The organism is Marivita sp., assembly GCF_048006345.1.
Taxonomy (GTDB): domain Bacteria; phylum Pseudomonadota; class Alphaproteobacteria; order Rhodobacterales; family Rhodobacteraceae; genus Marivita.
In genome coordinates this window covers 3,383,420-3,407,097 of sequence record NZ_CP180351.1, presented here as the reverse complement: position 1 = coordinate 3,407,097, position 23,678 = coordinate 3,383,420, and the positions used below count along the sequence as shown (strand labels likewise).

At 59.0% G+C, this 23,678-nt stretch carries 17 protein-coding genes; 16 read left to right on the top strand and 1 reads right to left on the bottom strand.

Annotated features, from left to right (window positions below; genetic code table 11):
- The first annotated feature begins 29 nt into the window (after positions 1-29).
- The 8 genes from ACMVPR_RS16620 (at position 30) to ACMVPR_RS16585 (ending at position 12,903) form a co-directional block, all read left to right on the top strand.
- Positions 30-1,109 (top strand): tartrate dehydrogenase, encoded by a 1,080-nt coding sequence (locus tag ACMVPR_RS16620; RefSeq protein WP_416883790.1) that lies wholly within the window; start codon positions 30-32, stop codon positions 1,107-1,109.
- A gap of 2 nt (positions 1,110-1,111) precedes the next feature.
- Positions 1,112-2,002, top strand: a complete 891-nt coding sequence (locus ACMVPR_RS16615; RefSeq protein WP_416883789.1) for an alpha/beta fold hydrolase — start codon at positions 1,112-1,114, stop codon at positions 2,000-2,002.
- Between the two features lie 139 nt (positions 2,003-2,141).
- Positions 2,142-3,278, top strand: a complete 1,137-nt coding sequence (locus ACMVPR_RS16610) for an efflux RND transporter periplasmic adaptor subunit (protein ID WP_416883788.1) — start codon at positions 2,142-2,144, stop codon at positions 3,276-3,278.
- 3 nt (positions 3,279-3,281) lie between these two features.
- Positions 3,282-6,452 carry an efflux RND transporter permease subunit gene (locus ACMVPR_RS16605; RefSeq protein WP_416883787.1) on the top strand — a complete coding sequence of 1,057 codons (3,171 nt, stop codon included), beginning with the start codon at positions 3,282-3,284 and terminating at the stop codon, positions 6,450-6,452.
- A 52-nt stretch (positions 6,453-6,504) separates the two neighbouring features.
- Positions 6,505-8,259 (top strand): sensor histidine kinase, encoded by a 1,755-nt coding sequence (locus ACMVPR_RS16600; RefSeq protein WP_416883786.1) that lies wholly within the window; start codon positions 6,505-6,507, stop codon positions 8,257-8,259.
- Positions 8,252-9,589, top strand: coding sequence for a sigma-54-dependent transcriptional regulator (locus ACMVPR_RS16595; RefSeq protein ID WP_416883785.1), 1,338 nt, complete (start codon positions 8,252-8,254; stop codon positions 9,587-9,589). Before ACMVPR_RS16600 ends, ACMVPR_RS16595 begins: the two co-directional genes overlap by 8 nt.
- A 122-nt stretch (positions 9,590-9,711) precedes the next feature.
- Positions 9,712-10,722 (top strand): TAXI family TRAP transporter solute-binding subunit, encoded by a 1,011-nt coding sequence (locus ACMVPR_RS16590; protein ID WP_300585192.1) that lies wholly within the window; start codon positions 9,712-9,714, stop codon positions 10,720-10,722.
- A 63-nt stretch (positions 10,723-10,785) separates the two neighbouring features.
- Complete coding sequence (locus ACMVPR_RS16585; RefSeq protein WP_416883784.1) at positions 10,786-12,903, top strand: TRAP transporter permease; 2,118 nt, start codon at positions 10,786-10,788, stop codon at positions 12,901-12,903.
- Between the two features lie 27 nt (positions 12,904-12,930).
- Here the strand turns inward: ACMVPR_RS16585 and ACMVPR_RS16580 are convergent, their stop codons facing one another.
- On the bottom strand, positions 12,931-13,704 hold the full coding sequence (locus tag ACMVPR_RS16580) for a hypothetical protein (protein WP_300585190.1): 774 nt from the start codon (positions 13,702-13,704) through the stop codon (positions 12,931-12,933).
- A 152-nt stretch (positions 13,705-13,856) separates the two neighbouring features.
- On the opposite strand from ACMVPR_RS16580, the gene ACMVPR_RS16575 reads away from it, so the two are divergent.
- From ACMVPR_RS16575 to ACMVPR_RS16540, 8 genes are all read left to right on the top strand, one after another.
- On the top strand, positions 13,857-15,107 hold the full coding sequence (locus ACMVPR_RS16575; protein WP_416883783.1) for an NAD(P)/FAD-dependent oxidoreductase: 1,251 nt from the start codon (positions 13,857-13,859) through the stop codon (positions 15,105-15,107).
- Between the two features lie 93 nt (positions 15,108-15,200).
- Positions 15,201-16,013 carry a flagellar motor protein MotB gene (locus ACMVPR_RS16570; RefSeq protein WP_416883782.1) on the top strand — a complete coding sequence of 271 codons (813 nt, stop codon included), beginning with the start codon at positions 15,201-15,203 and terminating at the stop codon, positions 16,011-16,013.
- A gap of 105 nt (positions 16,014-16,118) precedes the next feature.
- Positions 16,119-17,420, top strand: coding sequence for a flagellar hook protein FlgE (locus ACMVPR_RS16565; protein ID WP_292264317.1), 1,302 nt, complete (start codon positions 16,119-16,121; stop codon positions 17,418-17,420).
- A 26-nt stretch (positions 17,421-17,446) separates the two neighbouring features.
- The gene (flgK, locus tag ACMVPR_RS16560; protein ID WP_416883781.1) at positions 17,447-18,895 is read left to right on the top strand and encodes a flagellar hook-associated protein FlgK; all 1,449 of its coding nucleotides are present in this window, start codon (positions 17,447-17,449) and stop codon (positions 18,893-18,895) included.
- Between the two features lie 152 nt (positions 18,896-19,047).
- Complete coding sequence (locus tag ACMVPR_RS16555) at positions 19,048-19,911, top strand: hypothetical protein (protein ID WP_416883780.1); 864 nt, start codon at positions 19,048-19,050, stop codon at positions 19,909-19,911.
- Positions 19,908-21,008 (top strand): flagellar basal body P-ring protein FlgI, encoded by a 1,101-nt coding sequence (locus ACMVPR_RS16550; protein WP_416883779.1) that lies wholly within the window; start codon positions 19,908-19,910, stop codon positions 21,006-21,008. Before ACMVPR_RS16555 ends, ACMVPR_RS16550 begins: the two co-directional genes overlap by 4 nt.
- A gap of 34 nt (positions 21,009-21,042) precedes the next feature.
- A complete protein-coding gene (gene motA / locus ACMVPR_RS16545; protein WP_416883778.1) occupies positions 21,043-21,909 on the top strand; it encodes a flagellar motor stator protein MotA in 867 nt (288 codons plus the stop codon).
- A gap of 70 nt (positions 21,910-21,979) precedes the next feature.
- Positions 21,980-23,617, top strand: coding sequence for a hypothetical protein (locus tag ACMVPR_RS16540; protein WP_416883777.1), 1,638 nt, complete (start codon positions 21,980-21,982; stop codon positions 23,615-23,617).
- The last annotated feature ends 61 nt before the right edge of the window (positions 23,618-23,678 follow it).

Here is a 23,678-nt window from a genome sequence, read left to right as displayed (position 1 = left end):
CTTCTTTATTTGGAAAGGCCGCTTCTCGCATGTCCCAGAACAGCTACAAGATCGCAGTCATTCCGGGCGACGGGATCGGTAAGGAAACCACCCCGGAAGGCGTCCGCGTGTTGCAGGCCGCACAAAAGCGGTTCGATCTTGGCTTCGATTTCGAAGACCACGATTTTTCCAGCGCGGATTACTACGTCAAGACAGGCGAAATGCTCCCTCCCGACTGGAAGGACAGGCTGTCGGGCAGCGATGCGATTTTCTTCGGAGCGGTCGGCTGGCCCGAAATCGTACCTGATCATGTCTCGCTTTGGGGATCGTTGATCCAGTTCCGGCGGGAATTCGATCAATATGTCAGCTTGCGTCCTGCCCGCGCAATGCCGGGCGTTCCGCTTCCACTGGCTGGTCGCAAACCCGGCGATATCGACATGATGATCGTGCGAGAAAACACCGAAGGCGAGTATTCGTCCATCGGTGGTCGCATGTTCCCGGGCACGGACCGCGAGATTGTCATGCAGGAAACGGTGATGAGCCGGATCGGTGTGGACCGTATCCTGAAATACGCGTTCGATCTGGCCCGTTCGCGCGGTGGCCATCTGACCTCTGCGACCAAGTCGAACGGCATCTCGATCACCATGCCCTATTGGGATGAGCGGGTGCAGGAGATGTCGGCGCAATATCCCGATGTGAAGGTCGACAAGTACCATATCGACATCCTGACCGCGCAGTTCGTTCTGCACCCCGACTGGTTTGACGTGGTTGTCGCATCGAACCTCTTTGGTGACATCCTGTCCGACCTTGGCCCTTCCTGTACGGGCACCATCGGGATCGCGCCTTCGGGCAACATTAATCCGGAACGCCGCTTTCCGTCGCTGTTCGAACCGGTCCACGGTTCTGCCCCTGACATCGCCGGCAAAGGCATCGCGAACCCGGTCGGTCAGATTTGGGCGGCGTCGATGATGCTCGACCATCTGGGTCAGCCAGAGGCGGCAGCGGCCATCGTGCGCGCCATCGAAACCGTGCTGGCTGAAGATGCGCTGCGCACTGCCGACTTGAGTGGCAAGGCCGATACGGTGACCTGCGGAAGCGCAATTGCCGACGCCCTTCTGGACGGTGTCTGAGTGTGACCGCCTCGCGTTTTCTGGATGGCTTCACACTGCGGGACGAGACCGTCAACGGCGTGCGCATCCACTTCGCAAGCGCGGGAGAAGGCCCACCCGTCCTGTTACTCCATGGGCATCCGCAGTCGCATGTCGTCTGGCGCAAGGTCGCGCCTGCTTTGGTCAAAGCGGGTTACTCGGTCGTGGCATCGGATCTGCGCGGCTATGGCGACAGCGAAAAGGTCGAGAGCCACGCACCACATCTGCCCTTTTCCAAGCGCGAGATGGCCAAGGATCAGGTGGCTCTGATGCAGGCGCTGGGGCATGAACGGTTCGCGGTTGTCGGACATGATCGCGGCGGTCGCGTGGCCCATCGCATGGCGCTTGATCATCCGGAGGCGGTGGACCGTCTGGTGGTTCTCGACATCGCGCCGACCCTGACGATGTACGAACAAACCAACCAAGAGTTCGCCACGCGCTATTTCTGGTGGTTTTTCCTGATCCAGCCCGAGGATTTACCCGAACGAATGATCGGGCAGGACCCGGAATATTTCCTGCGCCGCCACATCGGTGGCCAGGTCAAGACACCCGGCGCGGTCACCGAAGAGGTCATGGCCGAATATCTGCGCACCTACCGCGATCCGGCGACCATCCACGCGATCTGCGAAGATTACCGCGCGGCATCCAAGATCGACCTCGAGCACGACCGCGCCGATCAAGATCGCCGTATCGAAACGCCTGTCCTCGCAATCTGGGGGGACAAGGGTGTGGTCGGCGATCTCTATGACGTGGCGCAGACTTGGCGAGATAAGGCCCGAACGGTGCGGGGTGTTGCGCTCGCATGCGGGCACGCCATTCCCGAAGAAGCGCCCGATGCGTTGCTGGCGGAAGTCATTCCCTTTCTTGCAACCTGACAAAACGCCCGTTTTTGCGCCAAAGCATTTGGATTCTTTCAGCAGTTGTGTCCTTTGGATCCTGAAAGCCTGTTTTTGCAGGAATATGCGCTACCTACTGCGTTGCGGCATGCCGCCGATTCAATAAAGGAGAGGTTCGATGCAACTTCTTGCCCGTTTTGCCTTGGTATGTCTGATGCTTGGACTTCCTGCTCTTGCGACGGCTCAAGGCCGTCCGGCGGGCGTGACCACCGCAATCGTGACCACCAGCAATATGGCGGAAACCGTGTCTGTGTTTGGCGAAGTGGTTGCCGGACGGGAAAGCGCGGTTGCCGCAAGGGTCGGCGGTGTTGCTCAGGATGTTCCGATCCGGATCGGCGATCTTGTCGAAGAAGGCGATGTGCTGGCACGGTTAGATACCGAACTTCTCGAAATCGAACTGGCACAAGCCGAAGCGCAGATTGCGATTGCTCAGGCGGGGATATCAGTCTCGGAGGCGCGGCTGGATCGCGCTGAAAAGGCGTTCCGTCGTGCCGAAACACTAAGACAGAACTCGACCATTGCCGAAGCGCAATTGGAAGAACGTGCGAGCGACTTTGCCGAGGCGCGCGGCGCGCAGCAGGAAGCCTTGGCACGGATTCAGGCATCACGGAACGCGCTGGAACAGGCACGCTATCGTCTAGACAACGCCGTGGTCCGGGCGCCCTTTGACGCAGTCGTCCTCGATGTTGCGACCGAGGTTGGTCAGTTCATCACGGCAGGCAGCCAGGTGGCGACGCTGATCGACACAAGCGCGCTTGAAATCGAAGCGAACGTTCCCGCGCGCTACGTGTCTGCGCTGAGGAAAGATCAACCGGTTACGGCTACGACGGATATCGGCGATACCGTGACGCTTACTCTCCGGGCCATCCTGCCAACCGAATTTGCTGCAACGCGCACCCGCCCCGTGCGTTTCGAATTGCAGGATACGGAGGCGACGATTGCGGTTGGGCAGACCGTCACACTTGATGTTCCGGTGAGTGCCCCGCGCGAGGTTCTCGTGGTTCCGAAAGACGCGCTGGTGCAGGCTCAAGGTGGGTGGAGTGTGTTCGTCCATGAGGATGGGAAGGCGATGCCGCGTACCATCGAAATCGGCGCTGCCCTCAACAGCTCATTCGAGGTTCTGTCGGGTTTGAACGAGGGCGACGAAGTTGTCGTACGCGGCAATGAAAGATTGCGTCCGGGACAGGACATTGCGCCATCCGGTCCGCCTCAAGGGGCACCAACCGGTGCGCCGTCCACCGGAAGCAACGGGTAAGCCATGGACCTGATCCGTTCATCCATCGAACGTCCAATTGCTGTGATGGCGGTGGTCATCATGGCCGTCCTGTTTGGCGCATTGGCGCTCAGCCGCATTCCTGTTCAATTAGCTCCAGATGTTCGCAAGCCTGTGGTTGTGGTTGAAACATCATGGCCCGGTGCCGCCCCGGCCGAGATTGAACGTGAGATCATCAATCCGCAGGAGGACGCGTTCCGGGGTCTTGAGGGGCTCGAGATCATGACCAGCCGCGCCCGCACGGGTCAGGCGTCGGTCACGCTCGAATTCGCCATCGGGTCAGACATGGGTGATATCCTTCTCCTCGTTTCGAACCGTCTGGACCGTGTCGGGGGCTATCCCAGCGAAGCCGGAGAGCCGACGTTGAATACTTCCGGGTCCGACGACAGCCCAATCGCGTGGGTGATGGTCAAGGCGAGGGAGGGCAACACGCGACCTCTGCCCACATATGGCGACTTCGTCGAAGACGTGGTGAAGGAAAGGCTTGAGCGTGTGAACGGTGTTTCGACCGTCAACGTGTTTGGTGGCGTGTCCCGCGAATTGCAGATCGTGATCCGCCCGGAAGAACTGGCGCGATTGGGTCTGACGATCCCTGCTGTGGTTCAGCGCCTGCGCGCCGAGAACATCAGCATTTCCGCCGGTGATGTGGAAGAAGGCAAACGCCGCTACACGGTGCGTGCCGATGGCAACCTGAACACGATTGAGGCGATCAACAGCGTTGTTCTTCGCAGTCAAAGCCTTGGAACCAATGGCGCGCTGGGCCGTGTCCGCGTTGGCGATGTGGCGGATGTGAGCTTTGCCTACAAGGAAAACACAGCGCGGCTTCGATTCCGGGGCGAACCTGCTTTGGCCTTCAACATCGTGCGCGAACAGGGGGCCAACGTCATCTCGACCATGGAAGAGGTGAAGGCCGTCATCGCCGAACTTGAGGCCGGGCCGGTCGCCACGAATGGTCTGACGCTTGAACAGGTTTATGACGAGACGATCTATATCGAAGGCGCGATTGATCTGGTCACACAGAATATCTGGATCGGCGGTCTACTCGCTGCCGCGGTCCTGCTGATCTTCCTGCGCAGTCCGCGTGCCACGCTGGTCATCAGCATGGCGATCCCGGTGTCCATTGTGGCCACGTTCGTGGCGATGGCGGTCACTGGGCGGACGCTGAACGTGATTTCTCTGGCTGGTATCGCCTTTGCGGTCGGCATGATCGTGGATGCGGCTATCGTGGTTCTCGAAAACATTTTCCGATTGCGGGAAGAGGGCAAATCCCGGCGCGACGCAGCCTATATCGGTGCGAAACAGGTCTGGGGCGCGATCCTTGTGTCGGCCCTGACAACGGTCATGGTGTTTATCCCGATTCTCGTGATGCAGCTTGAAGCAGGGCAGTTGTTCCGGGACATCGCCGTGGCGATTTCCGTGTCGGTCCTGCTTTCGCTGGTAGTTGCCGTGACGGTCATCCCGGCCTTGTCGAGCCGATTGCTCAAAGGTGGGGAGACCAAGAAGCTGGGGCTTCCCGGCATCGACCACTTCGGGCGCGGCTTTACATGGCTCATCATGAAATACGTACGGTTCACGGTGCGCTTCCGTACGGTTGGTCTTGTCATGGTCGCTGCCATCGCGACGGGCGCGGGCGTTGCCGCTTGGGCGTTCCTGCCCAAACTGGAATACCTGCCCGAAGGAAACCGTAATCTGGTGTTCGGTTTGATCATCCCGCCGCCCGGATACAATCTTGAAACCACTGAGACCATCGCCCAGCGCATTGAGGCGGTAGCACAACCGATGTGGGACGCGGCTCCTGCGACTGAAACTGAAACAGGGCAGCCGGCGCTGGAATCGTTCTTTTTTGTCGCCACGCCGGGCAACAGTTTCGTTGGTGCGGCCGCAGTCGATGGAAGTCGTGTGGCCGAGGTGATCCCGATCCTGTCACAGCCGATCTTTGCAGAGCCGGGAACCTTCGGTTTCATGACCCAGCCGTCTCTTTTCGGGCGCGGGGTCGGCGGTGGCCGGACCATCGAGCTGAACATTTCGGGGGACGAGCTTGAAGACATCCTCCGCGTTGCCGGTCAGGCGGCTGGCACCATCGGGCAGCTCTTGCCGCGATCCGAAGGGCACCAGTTCCGCCCCATTCCGGGTCTTGAACTGGGTGCGCCGGAAGTTCGGCTGATCCCGGACCGCGTGCGGCTTGCCGATGCAGGGCTGACGACGCAGGACCTTGCCGCGACGGTGGATGCGTTCAACGACGGCTTGAGGGTGGCGGAAATCAACGTCGGTAACCGGCGTCTTGATCTGACCCTGAAGGGGGACAGCACCATTCTAAGCGGCCTGCGCACGCAGGACGTGGGCAGTTTCCCGGTGGTCACGCCGACCGGGCGGATCGTTCCGGTGTCTGAGTTGGCAGAGGTTCGCGTCACCGCCGGACCGACCGAGATCCGCCATCTCGAGCGCCTTCGGACGATCACTCTCGAAGTGCGCCCGTCGGATGCTTTGCCCTTGGAGGCAGCAGTGGAGCTGCTTGAGACACAAGTGATCGCCGCGCTCGAGGAACAGGGTCTGCCACCCGGTGTGCGCATGTCGGTTTCGGGCACAGCAGACCAGCTTTCTCAGACGTGGAACGCCATTCAGATCAACCTTGCCGTCGCGATGGTCATTGTGTTCCTCGTCATGGCGGTTTTGTTCGAGTCGTTCGTGCTTCCACTCGTTGTGATGATCTCCGTACCCGTGGCCGCGGCTGGCGGTGTCGGAGGATTGGCCGTGTTGAACATGGTGGGCACGCAGCCTTTGGACATGTTGACCCTTTTGGGTTTCGTGATCCTTGTCGGGATTGTTGTGAACAACGCCATCCTGATCGTGCACCAATCGCTCTATCATCTGCGCGAGGAAGGCATGTCGCCCGTTGATGCGATCGAAGAGGCGACACGCAACCGTATCCGACCGATCTTCATGTCGACGCTGACGTCGGTCTGCGGAATGCTGCCGCTTGTGCTGTTCCCCGGTGCCGGGTCCGAGCTTTATCGCGGACTGGGGGCCGTGGTTGTGGGTGGTTTGGCGATGTCTGCCTTCCTGACCCTCCTGACCGTGCCGCCGCTTCTGCGACTGGTTCTGTCGGCACGACCTGCCGAGGCCGATGCCGGACCGGAGCCTGTTGCTGCGGAATAGGCGGGGATTTAATCGCTGACTTTGTCGAGCATCCTTGGCTATAGATCCGGGGATGCCAGATACTCTGACCAAATCGCCGACATATACAGGGGACCCGTCACCGCAGCGGGCGTTCTATGTCTTCGCGGCTGTGCTGGGTCTGTGCGCGGTTGCGATAGCCAGTTACTTTGCTCTGGCATCCTATTTTTTGCGCACCGAGGCGGCGCAGACACCCGAGCGTGCGCAGTTCTTTGCCTCGTCCATCGACGACGCGCTGACCCGGCTCGAGCATCTGCCCTACGTTCTTTCCATCGACGAAAGCACTTTGAACGCACTCACGACAGGAGACACCGACGAGTTGAATCCGATATTGGCGGACATCGCATCGCGGGCCGGGGCAGAGTTTATCTACGTTCTGGACCTGAATGGCAAAACGGTGGCGTCGTCGAATTATCGCGATACAGACAGCCTTGTTGGCAACTACTACACCTTCCGACCGTATTTCCGCGATGCCGTCGCAGGGGGCGCGGGACGGTTCTATGCGGTTGGCGTCACGACGGGACGTCCCGGATATTTCATTGCGGAACCGGTGCGGGATGCGGAGGGAACGATCCAGGGTGTGGTCACCGTCAAGATCGGGTTCAACGACCTGAGCCGCGCAATGTCCGGTAATGGCGAACTGGTGCTTGTGGCGGATGAGCAGGGTGTCGTGTTGGCCAGTTCCGACCCCAAACTGATTTATGGCTACATGTCGCCCTTGTCGGAAGGCAATCGACGCACTCTGGAAGAGCAGCAGCAATTCGGCAGTGAGACCCTGTTCCCACTGGACTGGACACCGGAAAGCGAACGTCGTGCCCGGCTGGATGGGACGGCCTATGTCTGGACCAAAGCCTATCTTGAGGAAGAGAACTGGTCGCTGCACCTCTTGTCCGAAGTGCGCGAGTCGCGGCGGCAGGCATTGCTCTACGTCGCGGGTGGATTGATGACACTGCTGCTCTTGACGGTTGCCGCGTCGGTCTACCGTGCGGCGCAATTGCGAAATGCCCTGGCGATTTCCAATGCCGACCGTCAGCGATTGACCCGCGAAATCGAAGAGCGGCGCATTGCCGAGAAAAACCTTGAATCCGCGCGCAGCGAATTGGCGCAGAAGGAACAGCTTGCCGCGTTGGGACAATTGTCGGCATCGATCACACATGAACTGGGACAGCCGATTTCCGCGATGCGCAACTACCTCGTGGCCGAGGAAATCGCCGCCAATTCTGAACCCAACGCGCTCTGGCCGCAGCTTTCGGGTCTTGTCGACCGGATGCAGCGGATCGTGGACCAGTTGCGGCTGTTCGGTCGGACCTCGGCGTCTGTGCCAACAACGTTCCCGGTTCAGGACACTGTACAGGCCGCTGTCCAACTGGTGCAGCATACAGCGCGGGAGGCAGGTATCCGACTGAATGTCATGCTGCCTGACCATCCAATCCGTGTGCGGGGGCGACCTGAACGCTTTGAGCAGGTGATCGTCAATCTTCTGCGCAACGGCATCGACGCAACCGAAGGCAAAGTGGACGGACGTGTCACCCTTTCCATGGACGAGCGCGACAGCAGCGTTATTCTGACCGTTGCCGACAATGGGCACGGGTTGGGTGATCTGAACATCGCGGACCTAAGCAAGCCCTTCTTCAGCACCAAACCCTCGGGCAAGGGTATGGGGCTTGGTCTTGCCATTTCCGGCCAGATCATCAACGAAATGGGCGGAACGCTGAATGCGGAGAACAACCTGGATCAAGGGGCCGTCTTTGTGATCATCCTTCCCAAGCCTGACAACGCTGATGCCTGATCCGTTTCGTGCCTTGATCGTCGATGACGACGCCGAGATGCGCCAGTCGCTTGCAGTTCTGTTGGAGAGATCGGATTGGGCCGTTGAATCCGTGGGCAGCGCAGAAGCCGCGCTGTCGCGGCTTCAGGCGACTGCGCCTGACGTGGTCCTGTCGGATGTGCGGATGCCTGGAATGTCAGGGCTCGAACTTCTCGAGGCAATGTCGAAGCGACCGTCGCCGCCGTTGGTTCTGATTTCGGCACATGGCGATATCCCGATGGCGGTGGATGCCATCCAGAACGGGGCTTACTCCTTTCTGGAAAAGCCGTTCGAACCGCGACGGCTGTTGACGGTTCTCAAGCATGCGGCAGAACAGCATCGCTTGTCGGACATGACCAAACGGATGCGGGAACAATTGGTGTCCCTGTCGGGATTGGACCGCGTGCTGCTGGGTGGTGATGTGCGTGTGACCAAGCTCAAGGAAGAGGCGATTGACCTCGCCCTGTCCGATGCCCCTGTGCTGATCACCGGCGAAACGGGAACAGGCAAGGAACTGGTCGCCCGCGCGCTGCACCGGTTAGGGCCGCGCCGCGACAAGGAATTTGTCGCGCTGAATTGCGCCTCGCTGGCACCAGACCGCGTCGAAGAACAGATGTTCGGCACGGCGCACACGCTTTTGGGAAGTTTCCGCAAAGCGCATGGCGGCACTTTGTTTCTGGACGAAGTTGCGGCCTGTCCCTTGGAGGTGCAGATCAAGCTGCTGCGCGCGCTGGAAACCGGGGTGATCCAACCCGTCGGAACCGATGAAGAGATTCAGACAGATGTGCGTATCGTGGCCGCCACGAATGAAGATCTGGCACCGCTGGTCGAAGCCGGCAAATTTCGCGCGGATTTCCTGTTCCGCCTCAATACGTTCGAAATGCGCCTGCCCAGGCTGATCGAGCGTGGTGACGACATTGTTCTTCTCTACGAACATTTCGTCGAACAGTTTTGTGAGACCTACGAGATCAGCCCCATCGAGATGACTGCGGAAGACGCTGCGGCCCTCCTGGCCCATAGCTGGCCCGGCAACGTGCGTGAATTGCGCCATGTGGCTGAACGACGGGTCCTTGCCGCACGGCGCGGGGGCGGATCGGTTGCCGAGGCGCTGCGCACCGACGATCTTATCGACGACGTCCCGGCAACCCTGCGTGAGGCTGTCGCGCGGTTCGAGAAGACGCTGATTTCGCAGGCAATCTCGAACCATGGCGGCCGCATGGATGCGGTGGCCGAAGCGCTGGGCATCGGGCGGCGGACGCTGAATGAGAAGATCGTGAAGCTCGGATTGGAGAAATCCAAGCTTCTGGACTGAGCCCTGCGGATTTCCGCAAGGGCTGTTGTCGCTAACCTGCGGATTGATTCCTATCCGAAATCGATTCAAGCGCGTATGGTCTGCTCCAGCGCTGTTAAGGTGCGTATAATGGGGAGGACTACATGAACTACTTCAAGACCGCCGCACTTGCGGCGACGATTTCTCTGTCGGGTGTCGCGGCGCATGCGCAGAGTGAAGGTGGAAGCTACGTTCTGACAACTGCGTCCACGGGCGGCACCTACTATCCGGTGGGCGTCGCGTTGTCGACGCTGGTGAAGGTCAAGTTGGAGCCAAGCCAGAAGATCGGCATGTCCGCGATCAGCTCGGCCGGGTCGGGTGAAAACATCCGCCTTATGCGCGAAAACGAAGCGCAGTTCGGCATTCTTCAGGGTCTTTTCGGGTATTATGCCGCGACGGGCACTGGCCCGATTGCAGAGGTTGGTCCGCAGGAGAACCTGCGCTCTGTCTCGATGCTGTGGCAGAACGTTGAACACTTCGTCCTGTCCTCTGACGTGGCACCGACCGGAACACTGGCGGACATGGTAGCGCTCAAGGGTGAGGGCATGGCGATGGGTGCCCAGAACTCGGGCACGATCGGGTCCAATGAAATGATCCTGTCGGGATTTGGTGTGGACATCAACACAGACTATGAGCTGGTCTTCGGAGGCTATGGCCCGTCTGCCGAAGCGCTCCAGAACGGTCAGGTCAAGGGGCTTAGCGCTCCGGGCGGCGTGCCGGTTGGTGCAATCAGCCAGTTGATGGCCTCTGCAGGTGACAGCGTCACTCTGCTCAGCCTGACCGAAGAAGAAATGAAAATGGCGGATTCGGATCGTGGTCTGTGGACCCCGTACACCATTCCGGCCGGATCGTATCCGGGTCAGGACACGGATGTGCAGACCGTCGCACAACCGAACTTCCTGGCCACCAACGCGGATATCCCGGAAGAGCATGTCTACCAGATCACCAAGGCGATCTACGAGAACCTGCCCTTCCTGCAGGCCATCCACCCGGCAACCAAGGTGATGAGCATCGAAAGCGCGATTGCTGGTCTGCCGCTGCCGCTGCACCCCGGTGCGCTGCGTTATTATCAGGAAGTCGGCTTGGATATTCCCGAGCGCCTGATCGCGAAGTGAACCACACCAATTCGGCCAGCCCGTGCAAAACGCGGGCTGGTTCTCTGACGTTTGGGTGGGACCATGTCAAAAACTGAAGAAGACGAGGACGGAGGTCGACTCCGTTCATTCGACGGGCTTGCGGAAAAGACGATTTCGGTCATCTGTTTCTTGATCGCGGTTGGCCATATCTATGTAGCGTTTGATCCGGTACTGTCCGAACTGCAACGCAATGCGTTTCACTTTGCCGGGTTCGCGTTGTTGGCGGCGCTGCTCTATCCGATGTGGCGCGGATCGTCCGGCAAAGCGGCCCCCGTGGGACTGGATTTCGCGCTGGGGATTGCCGTCGCGGTCTCTGCGGTCTGGCTCGCGCAGGCGGAAACCGCGATCTATGACCGGGGCGTCAAGTTCTCGACCATGGATTGGATTGCGGCAAGCATTTGTATCATCGGCGCGATTGAACTGACGCGGCGCGTTGCCGGAATCATCATTCCGATCCTCATCATTCTGTCGCTCACCTACGTGGCCTATTGGGGTCGCTTCGTCGGGGGAGTGTTCTCTTTCCCCGGGCTAAGTCCCGAAACCGTTGCCTTCAGGTCGATCTACGGCGATGACGCCATGTTCGGCACCATCGCGCGGATCTCATCGACCTATGTTTTCCTGTTTATCATCTTTGGTGCATTCCTGTTGCGCTCGGGTGCGGGCGAATTCGTGATCAATATGGCCCGCGCCGTGGCGGGCAAACTGGTGGGTGGACCGGGCATCGTGGCTGTGATCGCGTCTGGCCTGACAGGCACGATTTCCGGGTCTGCCGTGGCCAACACGGCCTCAACAGGTGTGATCACCATTCCGCTGATGAAACGCGCAGGGTTTCAGCCGAAATTCGCAGGCGGTGTCGAAGCGGCAGCCTCAACGGGTGGGCAGCTGATGCCCCCGATCATGGGTGCCGGAGCCTTCGTAATGGCCAGCTTTACCCAGATTCCCTACGAGAAGATCGTTGCAGTCGCGGCCTTGCCAGCGCTGCTTTACTTTCTATCTGTCGCGTTCTTCGTCCGCATCGAAGCGCGTCGCAACAATCTCCAGCCGCTTCCGGACGAAGGGCAGACCCTGGGGTCGGCCTTCAAGGAAGGGGGCGCGAGTTTCATCATCCCGATCTGCACATTGATCGGTCTCTTGGTCGCCGGGTTCACCCCCACCTATGCGGCGGTGTTCGGTATCCTTGCCGTGATCGCGTCAAGCTGGCTCACGAAGAACCGCATGGGCCCGAAGGCGGTGTTCGAAGCCTTCGTGATGGGGTCGAAAGGCATGGTTCTGACGGCTGTTCTGCTGTGTTCGGTCGGACTTGTCGTGAACGTCATCGCAACCGCAGGGATTGGGAACACGTTCAGCCTGATGATCACCAGCTGGGCGGGTGGGAATATCATGATCGCCTTGATCCTGATCGCGCTGGCCAGTCTGGTTCTTGGCATGGGTCTGCCTGTGACGGCAGCCTATATCGTGCTTGCCACCCTATCGGCCCCGGCGTTGTCTGGCATGATCAGCGACCAGTTCGTGATCGCGCAGCTTGCCGCCGGTACCCTGCCCGAGGCCGCGAAGGCGGTGCTGATGTTCGGTATTCCGGACCAGATCGAACTCTTGAGTCGAGAACTTTCGCATGCCGAGGCGGTTGGATTGATCCGCTCGCTGCCACTGGAAATCGCGGCACCTGTGCGGGATTTGGTGGTGCCACCTGCCGTTGCGACCAGTGCACTCTTGTCGGCCCATATGATCATCTTCTGGCTCTCGCAGGACAGCAACGTCACGCCCCCCGTGGCCCTGGCGGCGTTCACCGCTGCGGCGATTGCCAAAGCGCCCGCAATGGCCACGGGTGTGGCCAGCTGGAAACTGGCCAAGGGCCTCTACATCATCCCGGTGCTTTTCGCCTACACGCCTTTCCTGTCCGGCGATTGGCCCGCGATGATCCAGGTGTTCTGCTTTGGCGTTGTCGGGGTGTACGCCCTTGCGGGCGCTTTGCAGGGATGTATGGAAAAGCCGCTTGGCTGGATCATGCGCGCGCTTTGCCTCGCGGCGGGGCTTGCGACTTTGTGGCCTGACGCCCTGATCCTGAACATCATTGGGGCAATCGCAACGTTCGGTCTTTTGATGGTCAACATCCGCTTTGGAAAAACACCGCCGATGACCGCCGTTCCTGAAGCGGCCTAAGCCGGTAAAACCGCGTCTCGGGCCCGATTACGAATAGGCGCAATCGGGCCCGCGCTCCAAGGGTGTATCGATGGTGATTTCCGTTGGAATCCAGTCGAAAATCGCCAGCGCCTGTCCGCTGTCGAACCCGACATAAAGCGTTCCGGTCTCTGGTTGCAGCGCCACCCCTTCCGCGTCGAACCCGTATTGCGACAAGGGTGTGACCGACAGAACGCGCCCGTCTGGGGCCAGTTCAAACAGGCTGTTCAAACCTTCATTGTCGTCCACAACAAGTATGTTACCCGAATAGGGATCACGCGTGACGCCCTGCGGTTCTGTCATCGGCGGGTCAAATCTGTCTCCGAACAGTTCCATCAGAACAGTGCCGTCTGGTGCAATCCGCATCAGCCGTGACGGATCATCCTCGACCACAAGAAAACTTCCGTCGGCGTCGCGGTGCAAACCTTCGGTATCGTAGAGCGTTTCGCTGAGCCGAAAGGGAGAGTCGATTGGCCGCCCATCCCGGTCCAGACGTCGAAACTCGCCCCAGCCACTGGCGATCAGGATGCCGTCCTCCTCGACCGTCAGGCTGCGCACTGAGCGCATGCCCGTGTCGAAACGGCGTAGTTCCTTGCCGAAGGTCGACAGCAGAACAACTTCATTGCTTTCATTGGCGACCCAAATCCCGCAGACAAGAGCGTCATAGGCGATGCTGACGGCCCTGAAATCGGAAATGGTTTCCCGGTGGTAGATTTCCGCCTCCGCCATGGTTGCCGATCCCATCGCAACCGCCAGTCCGACACCGCTCAGTCTCTTTCGCATCGCAACGTCCTCCACACCACGCAAGCTGTCTCGCGGTGGCGTGAATTCAAGGCGTCGTATGGTGCGACCTGCCAAGGTGCATCCTCTGGAATAGACCGTTCGTCCGTGCCATCCTGCCATAACGCCGTTTGACTCCCGCCGGCGCAAACAGGATGTCCTCTATGGCCAAACATGTCATTGTGATCGGTGCCGGTATTGTCGGTGTGTCAACCGCCATCTGGCTGCGGCGGTTTGGACAGGACGTCACGATCGTTGACCGGGATGGGCCGGGGCAGGGCACATCGTTCGGCAATGCGGGCTTGTTGGCAGCGGGTTCGATGGTGCCGGTCACGACACCGGGCCTGATCACGAAGGCACCGAAAATGGTGCTGGATCCCGGGTCGCCCCTGTTTCTGCGCTGGTCGTATCTGCCACGTATCGCGCCTTGGCTGGTCCGCTATCTCAAACACGCGAATGACCGGGATGCGCGGCGTATCGCATCTGACCTTGCCGACATGACCACCGATACAGTGGACCAGCATTTCGCCCTGACCGAAGGTCTGGCGGCCCGTGCGTTTCTTTGCAAGAGCGACTACGTCTACGCCTATGGTACACGCGCGGACTTCGAGAAAGACCAATACGCTTGGGCCTTGCGCCGGGAACATGGGTTCATTCCCACCCTGATCGAAGGCACAGCCGTTCAAGAGTTCGAGCCAAGTTTCGGCCCCTCGATCACATGTCTTGCCGTTGTCAAGGATCATGGGTTCGTCACCAATCCCGGTGGATATGTTGCAGCACTCGCACGGGAGTTCGAACAGATGGGTGGTCGCGTCGTCAAAGCCACTGTCGAAGACATCGAAACCCAAGAGAATGCGGCCCCGCGGCTGATCACATCCATAGGACCGATGGAGGCCGACAGCATCGTGGTCGCCTCTGGCGCGTGGTCCAAATCCTTGATGGCGCGGCTTGGTTTGAAGATCCCGCTGGAAAGTGAACGAGGCTACCACATCGTCATGACCAACCCGTCCGGCGCACCGCGCCAGCCCTGCATGATCACGTCCGGAAAATTTGTTGCAACACCGATGCAGATGGGATTGCGCTGTGCTGGGATCGTCGAACTGGGTGGGCTGGAAGCGGGCCCGTCTGAGGCACCATTCGCCTTGCTTCGGCGCAAGATTGCAGAGGCCTTTCCGAACCTCGCATTCGACCGTGAAGAGACGTGGATGGGTCACAGGCCTGCGACGACGGACAGTTTGCCGCTGATTGGCGAGGTCAGGAACACCGGGGTCTTTACCGCCTTCGGACACCAGCATATCGGCCTGACCGCCGGTCCAAAAACCGGGCGGCTTGTTGCAGGTCTGATCGCGGACCAGCCCAGCAACCTGAATCTGACACCCTTTTCCCCGCATCGCTTCGGTCATTGACTGCGGAACTTGGAAACACCTCGATTTTTAGGCGTTAAGCAGAGGTTTACACCCACCTGTTACACCCCGTCTCGGGTGTAAGGAGAGTAGGGTATGGCGACCGACAGAAATGTCGCGCCAGTCATCATCAAACGTAAGAAAATAATCGTCGCTGGCGGGCATCATGGGGGTGCCTGGAAAGTCGCCTATGCCGACTTTGTCACCGCGATGATGGCCTTTTTCATGTTGATGTGGCTGTTGAATGCGACAACAGAAAAACAGCGCAAGGGGATCGCGGACTATTTCAGTCCGACTGCCCCCATCAGCCGATTGTCCAGTGGATCGGACGGTCTGTTCATGGGGGACAGCGTCTTTGCAGCGGATGTCTTGCCGCGCATGGGTGTGGGCGCGAATGCCTTGCAGCAAACGGACAGTAACGGCTCGGATTCCGCAGAAAAGACAGCTCAGGATACGTCCTTCAAGGAGGTTCAGGACGTTCTTTTGGGTCTAGGCGGCGAAAGCATGCTGGAAGACAAATGGTTGCGCCATGTCGTCACGCGCATCACCGAAGAAGGACTTGTTCTCGAATTCTTCGATGCAGAAGATGACCCCCTGTTCATCAATGGAACGGAACCGACGGTGCTGACACGGTCCATCGCCTATGCTGTGCGCGAGGCGAGCAAGATGCTGAGCAACGAGATCGCCATCGAAGGTCACGTTGCGAAGGTGCCGGTTGTTCGCATCGAAGACCCGACATGGGATTTGTCCTCGGACCGCGCCTTTGCTTTTTCCGAACTACTGACCGGTTTCGGGCTTGACCCTGAAAGGGTGCGCAGACTGACGGCCTATGGGGATCGCGAACCAGTGGTCAAGAACCTGATGTCCGCACGCAATAACAGGATCGAGCTGATCTTCCTGAGATACTGAGAGCGGCGCTGGAAATTAGGTCAACTTTTATCCGTTAGGTCCCCGTTAAACCCCACGCCTTACTGCTGTGACGAACCCAAGTCATCGCACCAGAAAGGCGTTTCCATGTCGATTTCCTCCTCACTCAGCGCAGGCGTTGTCGGCCTCGCGTCGCACGCAACCCGTCTGGCCACCATTTCTGACAACATCGCCAATTCTCAGACCCCCGGTTACAAACGGGTGGAGGCGAATTTTCACTCCATGGTCGTGACGTCGGGTGGCGGAACCTACACGGCAGGTGGGGTGCGCACCACGACCCAACGCTATATCGATCAGGACAGCGCGATCACCACAACCTCGAATTCGACCGATCTTGCGGTCAGCGGGCGCGGTTTCCTGCCGGTCGCCCAAGCGACTGAGGTGCTGTCGGGCTCGGAAACGCCGCAGATGTTCCTGACCACGACCGGGTCTTTCCGGACCGATGCAAATGGGTATCTGCGCACCGCCTCTGGGCAGATCCTTTTGGGGTGGCCCGCCAACCTTGACGGAACCATTCCAAACTATCCCCGCGCCACCAGCGAAGCGCTTGAACCCGTGCGCATCAACGTCAACCAGTTCAGCGGTGAACCGACCACGCGTATCGAATTGGGGATCAACCTTCCCGCAACCGAAACCGAAGCTGGGGCGCTGGGTGACCCGCTGACCCAGTCGATCGAATACTACGACAATCTTGGTCGCGCCGAGACTTTGGAATTCACCTTTACACCGGTTGTTCCCACCGCGGGCACATCGAACCAGTGGAGCCTTGAAATCGTTGACGGCGCAGATCCGGCAACCGTCATCGGCCAATACGATCTGGAATTCGACGATGCCCGCACCCTTGGGGGGACGCTGCTGAGCGTCGGGGACGTGACCGGGGGTCCCTACGATGCCGCGACAGGTATTTTGACGATCACTGCGCCAAGCGGCCCGATCGACATCAATATTGGCCGCCTCGGACTGAACGAAGGGCTTTCCCAACTTTCCGATATCTTTGCGCCGTTCAATATCAGCCGCGATGGCGCTCCTGTCGGCAAGGTGACGTCGGTCGAAGTGGATGAAACCGGGCTTGTGAACGCCTTCTACGACACGGGCACCACCCGGACACTCTATCAGGTGCCTTTGGTCGACATCCCGAACCCCAACGGAATGGCCGCCGCAGGCAGCCAGCTTTATATGCCGACACCGGAAAGCGGCAGTTTTTTCCTTTGGGACGCAGGTAACGGATCTACCGGCGATATCCTGTCCTTCGCTCTCGAGGAATCCGCGACCGACATCGCCAATGAACTGACTGAATTGATCAGAACCCAGCGCGCCTATTCCTCGAATGCCAAGGTGATTCAGACCGTGGACGAGATGCTGCAGGAAGCGACCAACATCAAACGCTGATTCCATGAAGCCGTAAGGATATTTCCATGAGCCTTTCCGGAGCCCTGTCCAACGCCATGAGCGGTCTTGTCGCCAACGCACGTGGAACAACCGTCATTTCTTCGAACATCGCCAATGCCTTGAACGAAAACTATGGCAGGCGGGACATATCACTGTCCACCAATGCGACGCAAACGTCCGGCGGTGTGATCGTGGCCAATGTGACCCGCCATGCCGATCCGATATTGGCCTATCAGAAACGGCTTGTGTTGGCAGACCATTCCGCCGCGAGCGCACAGTCTGATTTCCAAGCCACTCTCGAACAACTGATCGGCAGCGTCGACACAATCGGGTCTGTCGCAGAAAAACTGACGCGATTTGAAACGGCGCTTTTGTCTGCTGCGTCGGACCCGTCCTCGGAAACGCGTTTGCGCAACATCTCAGTCGCCGCGGAGGCATTTGCAGGTGGGTTGCGGGACACCAGCGCCGGGATTGACGCGTTACGCACCCGCGCGGATGCGGATATCGCGAACACCGTCGATCGTCTCAACAGCGGGCTGTCCCAGTTGGAGCAACTGAACGCACAGATCATGACTGCGAGGCATCTTGGTCAGGACGCACATGGTCTGATGGATCGCCGCGATGCCACGCTCGACGCGCTTGCGGAATTTGTCCCGCTTCATGTCGTCGAACGCGATAGCGGGAAAATTGCCGTGTTCACGGCGCAGGGGCGAACGCTATTGGACGAGCGGGCCATCACGTTCGGCTTTGCGCCAACGTCCACCATCCTTCCACACATGACCGTTGAAAATGGCCTTCTGTCAGGGCTGACCATCAACGGTAAGCCTGTCGACATTCCCGGAAATGGGATGTTGAACGGCGGATCGCTTGAGGCGCAATTCAACCTCAGGGATGTCAGCGCGCCGCAGATGCAGAAACGCCTCGACGCGATTGCAAGGGATGCCATCGAACGGCTCGGCCCGGGTGGGCCGGACACGACCCTCGGCGTCACTGACCCCGGAATCTTCACCGATAACGGTCTCAATTTCGACGTGGCGAACGAGACCGGACTGGCCGGGCGCATCACATTGAACGCCGCTCTTTGGGTGGGTTCTTCCGAACCCTGGCGATGGCGCGATGGCTTGAATGCTACCGCTCAAGGCGATGTCGGTCAAAGTGACCTGCTGTTAAGAATGAAGGCACAACTGAACCTCGCCGCTGTCCCCGGCTCCACCGTTTTGGGCTCTGCGCCGCGCAGTCTTGTCGATCATCTGCAGGAGCTTTCGAATACGGCAGCCGCTCAGCGCGTCGGATCGGAAGAGGCACGTGTGGCAACGTTGTCCCGACTGACCGAACTCCGCGACGCCGCGGCATCGGACGGGGTCAATACGGATCAGGAACTGCAAAAGCTGATCGAGCTTGAAAAATCCTATGCCGCCAATGCGCGTGTCGTCCAGGTCGTGGACGACATGCTTTCAGAACTTCTCAGAATTTGAAGGAACACATCATGCGCGCCATTGGTGATCTTGCATCATTTATGCTCTCCAGTCAGTTTCAGACCCGCCTGCGAAATACCGCGGATACTTCGGCACAGGAGGCGACAACCGGCCTCGCCAGCGACAAAGCGCGCCATCTTGGCGGCTCCCCGATGGCTGTTTCTCTGCTTGATCGGAAAACTCAGCTGCTTGAACAACATCAACGCGGCATCGCCGAGGCATCGGTACTTGCGAACGCAACCCAAAGCGTGCTTGGCCGGATTCAGGACCAGACCACCGAACTTGGGATCAGCCTTTCGCTGGTCGGACAGTTGGACCGGGTTTCAGAGGTCAAGACACTGTCTGACACGGCCGCAAAAACTCTGGTCGATGTGGTCAATGCATTGAATACCGAAGCCGCCGGCCGGTTTCTGTTCTCGGGCGCTGCAAGCCGTTCTGCACCTTTGCCGGACGGTGCGTCATTCCTCCAAATGCTGCGGTCTGCTGTCACGGGATCTGCCAGCCCGTCGGACGTGACGACTGCCCTTGATGCCTGGTTCGACCCGCCCGGTGGATCGTTCGAGTCGCTTGCCTATTCCGGCTCAGACACCGGGTTTGCACAATTGCCGATCGGTCCCGACGACATGGTGACATTCGGCCTGCGCGCAGACGGTGAAACGGTTCGAGACTTGCTCAAGGCTCTTTCCTTTGCGGCCCTCGCGTCGGACCCGTCTCTTGGATTTGACGTCCAAGAACAAAAAACGTTGGTGGAGCAAGGACGCTTAGCCCTGCTCGACGTGGATCGGACCCTGACGGAAGAGCGCGCCGGATTGGGCTTGACCGAAGCCATGATCGAGACCGCGCGCCTGTCGACTGCGACCGAGTTGGACCGCATTGCCTTGGACCGGCTGTCATTGATCGGAATTGACCAGTTCGAAGCAGCGTCCAACTTCGAGGCGGCCCAGCAGCAGCTTGAAGTCTTCTATCGCATCGCAGCCCGACAAGGGCGGGTGTCCCTGGCGGAGTATCTGCGATGAAAGGTTTGCTCGCAGCAATCGCAATTTTCCTTCTTCCGGGATTGGCAATGGCGCAGGGCGTGCGCCTGAAAGACCTGGCCAGCTTTGAAGGTGTCCGTGGCAACGATCTTGTCGGCTACGGCCTCGTCGTCGGGTTGGACGGCACCGGCGACGGCCTGCGGAATTCACCCTTCACCGAAGACATGATGTCCAACATTCTGGAACGGCTTGGCGTCAATGTCACCGGAGAACAATTCCGCGCCAAGAACGTGGCTGCGGTGATCGTGACAGGTCAGTTACAGCCCTTTGCGCGCGCCGGGGGACGGATCGACGTCACCGTATCCGCCATTGGCGACGCGTCGAGCCTCCGTGGCGGGACACTTGTCATGACCCCGCTCAACGCAGCAGACGGACAGATTTATGCGGTCGCGCAGGGTTCGATCATCGCCGGAGGGGTTGCCGCCCAAGGTGACGCCGCACGCACCGTTCAAGGGGTCCCGACAGCCGGAAGCATTCCGTCGGGTGCCATTGTCGAACGGGAAGTCGCCTTCGAATTCAATCAGATGCAGTCTTTGACTGTGGCGTTGAAAAGCCCGGATTTTTCAACGGCATACCGGATCGAGCGCGCGATCAATGTCGCGGCTGGAACCCCCATAGCTACGATGACAGATTCGGGCACGGTTTCTGTCGACCTTGGCGGCTCCAGACAGCGATCACCGTCCCACCTTCTGGCCCAGATCGAGAACCTGCGCATCGAACCCGACACCTTGGCACGAGTTGTCGTCGATCAACGATCAGGAACCATCGTGATCAGTGAAAACGTACGCGTGTCACGCGTGGCGGTGTCGAAGGGCAATCTGACCCTCACGGTTCAGGAAGAACCGATTGTTGTACAGCCAAATCCTTTCGCAGAGGGCGAAACGGTCGTGGTCCCTCGGTCGACTGCACAGATCGAAAACGCGCCAGCCGTGTCCCTGGCCGAGGTTCCGGGCAGCACGACACTGTCCGACGTGATCACTGGACTGAACGCACTTGGCATCACGCCGAACGATCTGATCGACATCCTGAAAACGATAAAGGCGGCCGGTGCGCTGCACGCAGAATTTGTCGTGATGTAAACAGCGGTCTTTGCGCGCAAAAGGAATACACCAAATGATTGCAGTTGCAGGCATCGCCTTCACCTTTTGCATGGTGTTTGGGGGCTATCTTCTGGCAGGCGGAAAGCTGGGCATCATTCTCAAGGCGCTTCCTTTCGAGATGATGATGATCGGCGGCGCGGCCATTGGCGCGTTTGCCGTTGCGAACACCTTTGCGTCGCTCAAACAGACGGGCAAGGACACGTTGAAGGTTTTCAAAGGCAGCCAGTGGAAGGCTGAAGATTACAATCAGCTTTTGCAGGTTCTCTATCAATTGATCAACCTGGCCCGAAAAAACCCCGTCGGTTTGGAAGCCCATATCGACAACCCAGAAGAGTCTGAAATCTTTAGACAATTTCCGAAGCTTCTGAAGGATCATGCCGCTCTCGACATCATCTGCGATACGTTGCGCTCGGCCTCGATGAACTATGACGATCCGATGCAGGTCGAAGAGCTTTTGGACAAGAAGATAGAGGAAACCAAGCATCACCTCGAACAATCTGTGCACGGGCTCCAATCCGTTGCGGACGGGCTTCCTGCACTTGGCATCGTGGCCGCCGTTCTGGGTGTGATCAAGACAATGGGGTCCATCGATCAACCGCCCGAGGTTCTGGGCAAACTGATCGGCGGCGCATTGGTTGGCACATTTCTTGGGGTTTTCCTCGCGTATTGTCTGGTCGCACCATTTGCTCTCAAGGTGAAAGCTGCTGCTGATGACGACATCAACTTTTACCGGACCATCAAGGAAGTCTTTGTCTCGCACCTTCACCAACATCCTCCGAAGATGTGTCTTGAGGTTGCCCGACAGAACATTCCCCATCATTACCGTCCCGGGTTCGCGGCACTGGATGAAGCCATTCGGTCTCTGAAAACCAATGCGTAGATTGTGTGGCTCCCTCCTGATTGGTCTCTGTCTCGCCGGGCCGCAGGCCGTTTCCGCCGCCACGGGAGTCGTGCGCGGTGGAGAACATCCCGGCTTCACCCGTCTGACCGTTTCGACCGACCAAATCTTGTCAGATGTGCAGACACAAACGACGGGACAGGGGCGGTACCACCTTGCCTTTACACCCGGTCTTTCGACGGTGGACAGCAGCAGGGTGTTTGACCGCCTCAACGCAAATCGCGTGACCGCAGTGATCCCAAAGGACTACGGCCTTGAGATTGTTCTGAACTGCAATTGCGAAGCAATTGCCACGCTTGGGTCTCCGGGGCTGGTCATCATCGATATCTCGGAGCGACCCGATTTTCAGGCGGCTGAACTTCCGCTACTCCCCAATCTGACCGGCGTTCTTCCCAACCAGACGTGGCGTCCGGTCGACGATAGCGGCCTTTTTGCGCTCGATTTTTCTGTCTTGGATCGCCTGAACAAGACAATCTCCGCGCAGATCGGACAAACTGCGCATATCAGCGGGTTCTCGGAACTTGCGGTTCCGGCACATCGGAACGCGCCGGTCGTCGATCGCGAACAGACCGAAGCTAATTCATCGGCGCCGCAGCACGACAGGTGCGCATGGTCCGACGCGATCTGGGCCACATTTGGTGGACCTCCGAATGCGGCACATGACGAAGCACCCGATGATACGGTTCTCGTCGATCAGGATGCGATTGCGCTTCAAGACGCCTTGGTTGTTCAATTCCTTTCGGAAGGGCGGCTTGAAGAAGCGCGTATCGCTTTTCTGGTTTGGGATCCGGTTGAAGAGGAGCGCCAGAATTGGACGCAATTTGAAGAGATGTTTGATGCAACTGCGGATCCGGGCGCGCTCAGGTTGGGTGACTGCAATCCGTTCGATGACCTGCTGATCGCGGCAATGAAACATGAGGCGGACGTGCCCAACAGCGCCAAGATCGACCTTTTGAATGCCTTTTCGGTTTTGCCCGTTGGACTGCAGCTCCGACTGTATCAAAGGTTGACCTGGCTTGTCGGGGAGTCGGGGGACACCCTCTTTCCCGGACTATCGCGCCATTTTGCTGCCGAATTGGCCATGGCGGAACGTGTGCCTGTCGACCAAGACAAGAGTGGTCCCGATATTGACCCAGACAGACTTGCTGCCATTTCGATCGAATTGCGGGGAACAGATCACGAAAAACAAAGCTGGCAAGCGTCCTTTGCATCTTATCTGGCGCATCAGCGGTATTTCGATGCCCTTCATGACCTTGCCGACGACCCGCCTTTGACTGCACCAGAGCGCAGTCTTGCCGTCTCGGAACTCGTCGATCATTTGGTGACGCATGCCGACAGCATCACTTTTGTTCAGATCGCGCTTGCGGTCTTGCCCGACCTCGACCCAGCGCCGTCCGAAGCAGCACTCAACAGAGTTGCAGATCGCCTTGCGCTGGAAGGGTTCACGTCAGTAGCGCAGACCGCGACAGAGGCATTTCCAGACGCGGTTTTGGGTTCTGCACCCAAACCTGATGATGCGGGGGAGCTTTTGCCAAGCGTGGAGCGCGACACGTCCCCAAGCATTGGACGGGACACGCCAGTTGCGTTGCCGGTGGGAGTCACCGAGAACTTGACAGTTGCCCTTGCGCGTCAAAGGGCCGAGGCCGCGCAAGCGTTGCGCCAGTCGCTTGTCGATACGCTATCGAGGTAGATTTGTCGAAAAACAGAAGAGATATCGAATCAGCTCTGATATTCGGATGTGAACAAGGATC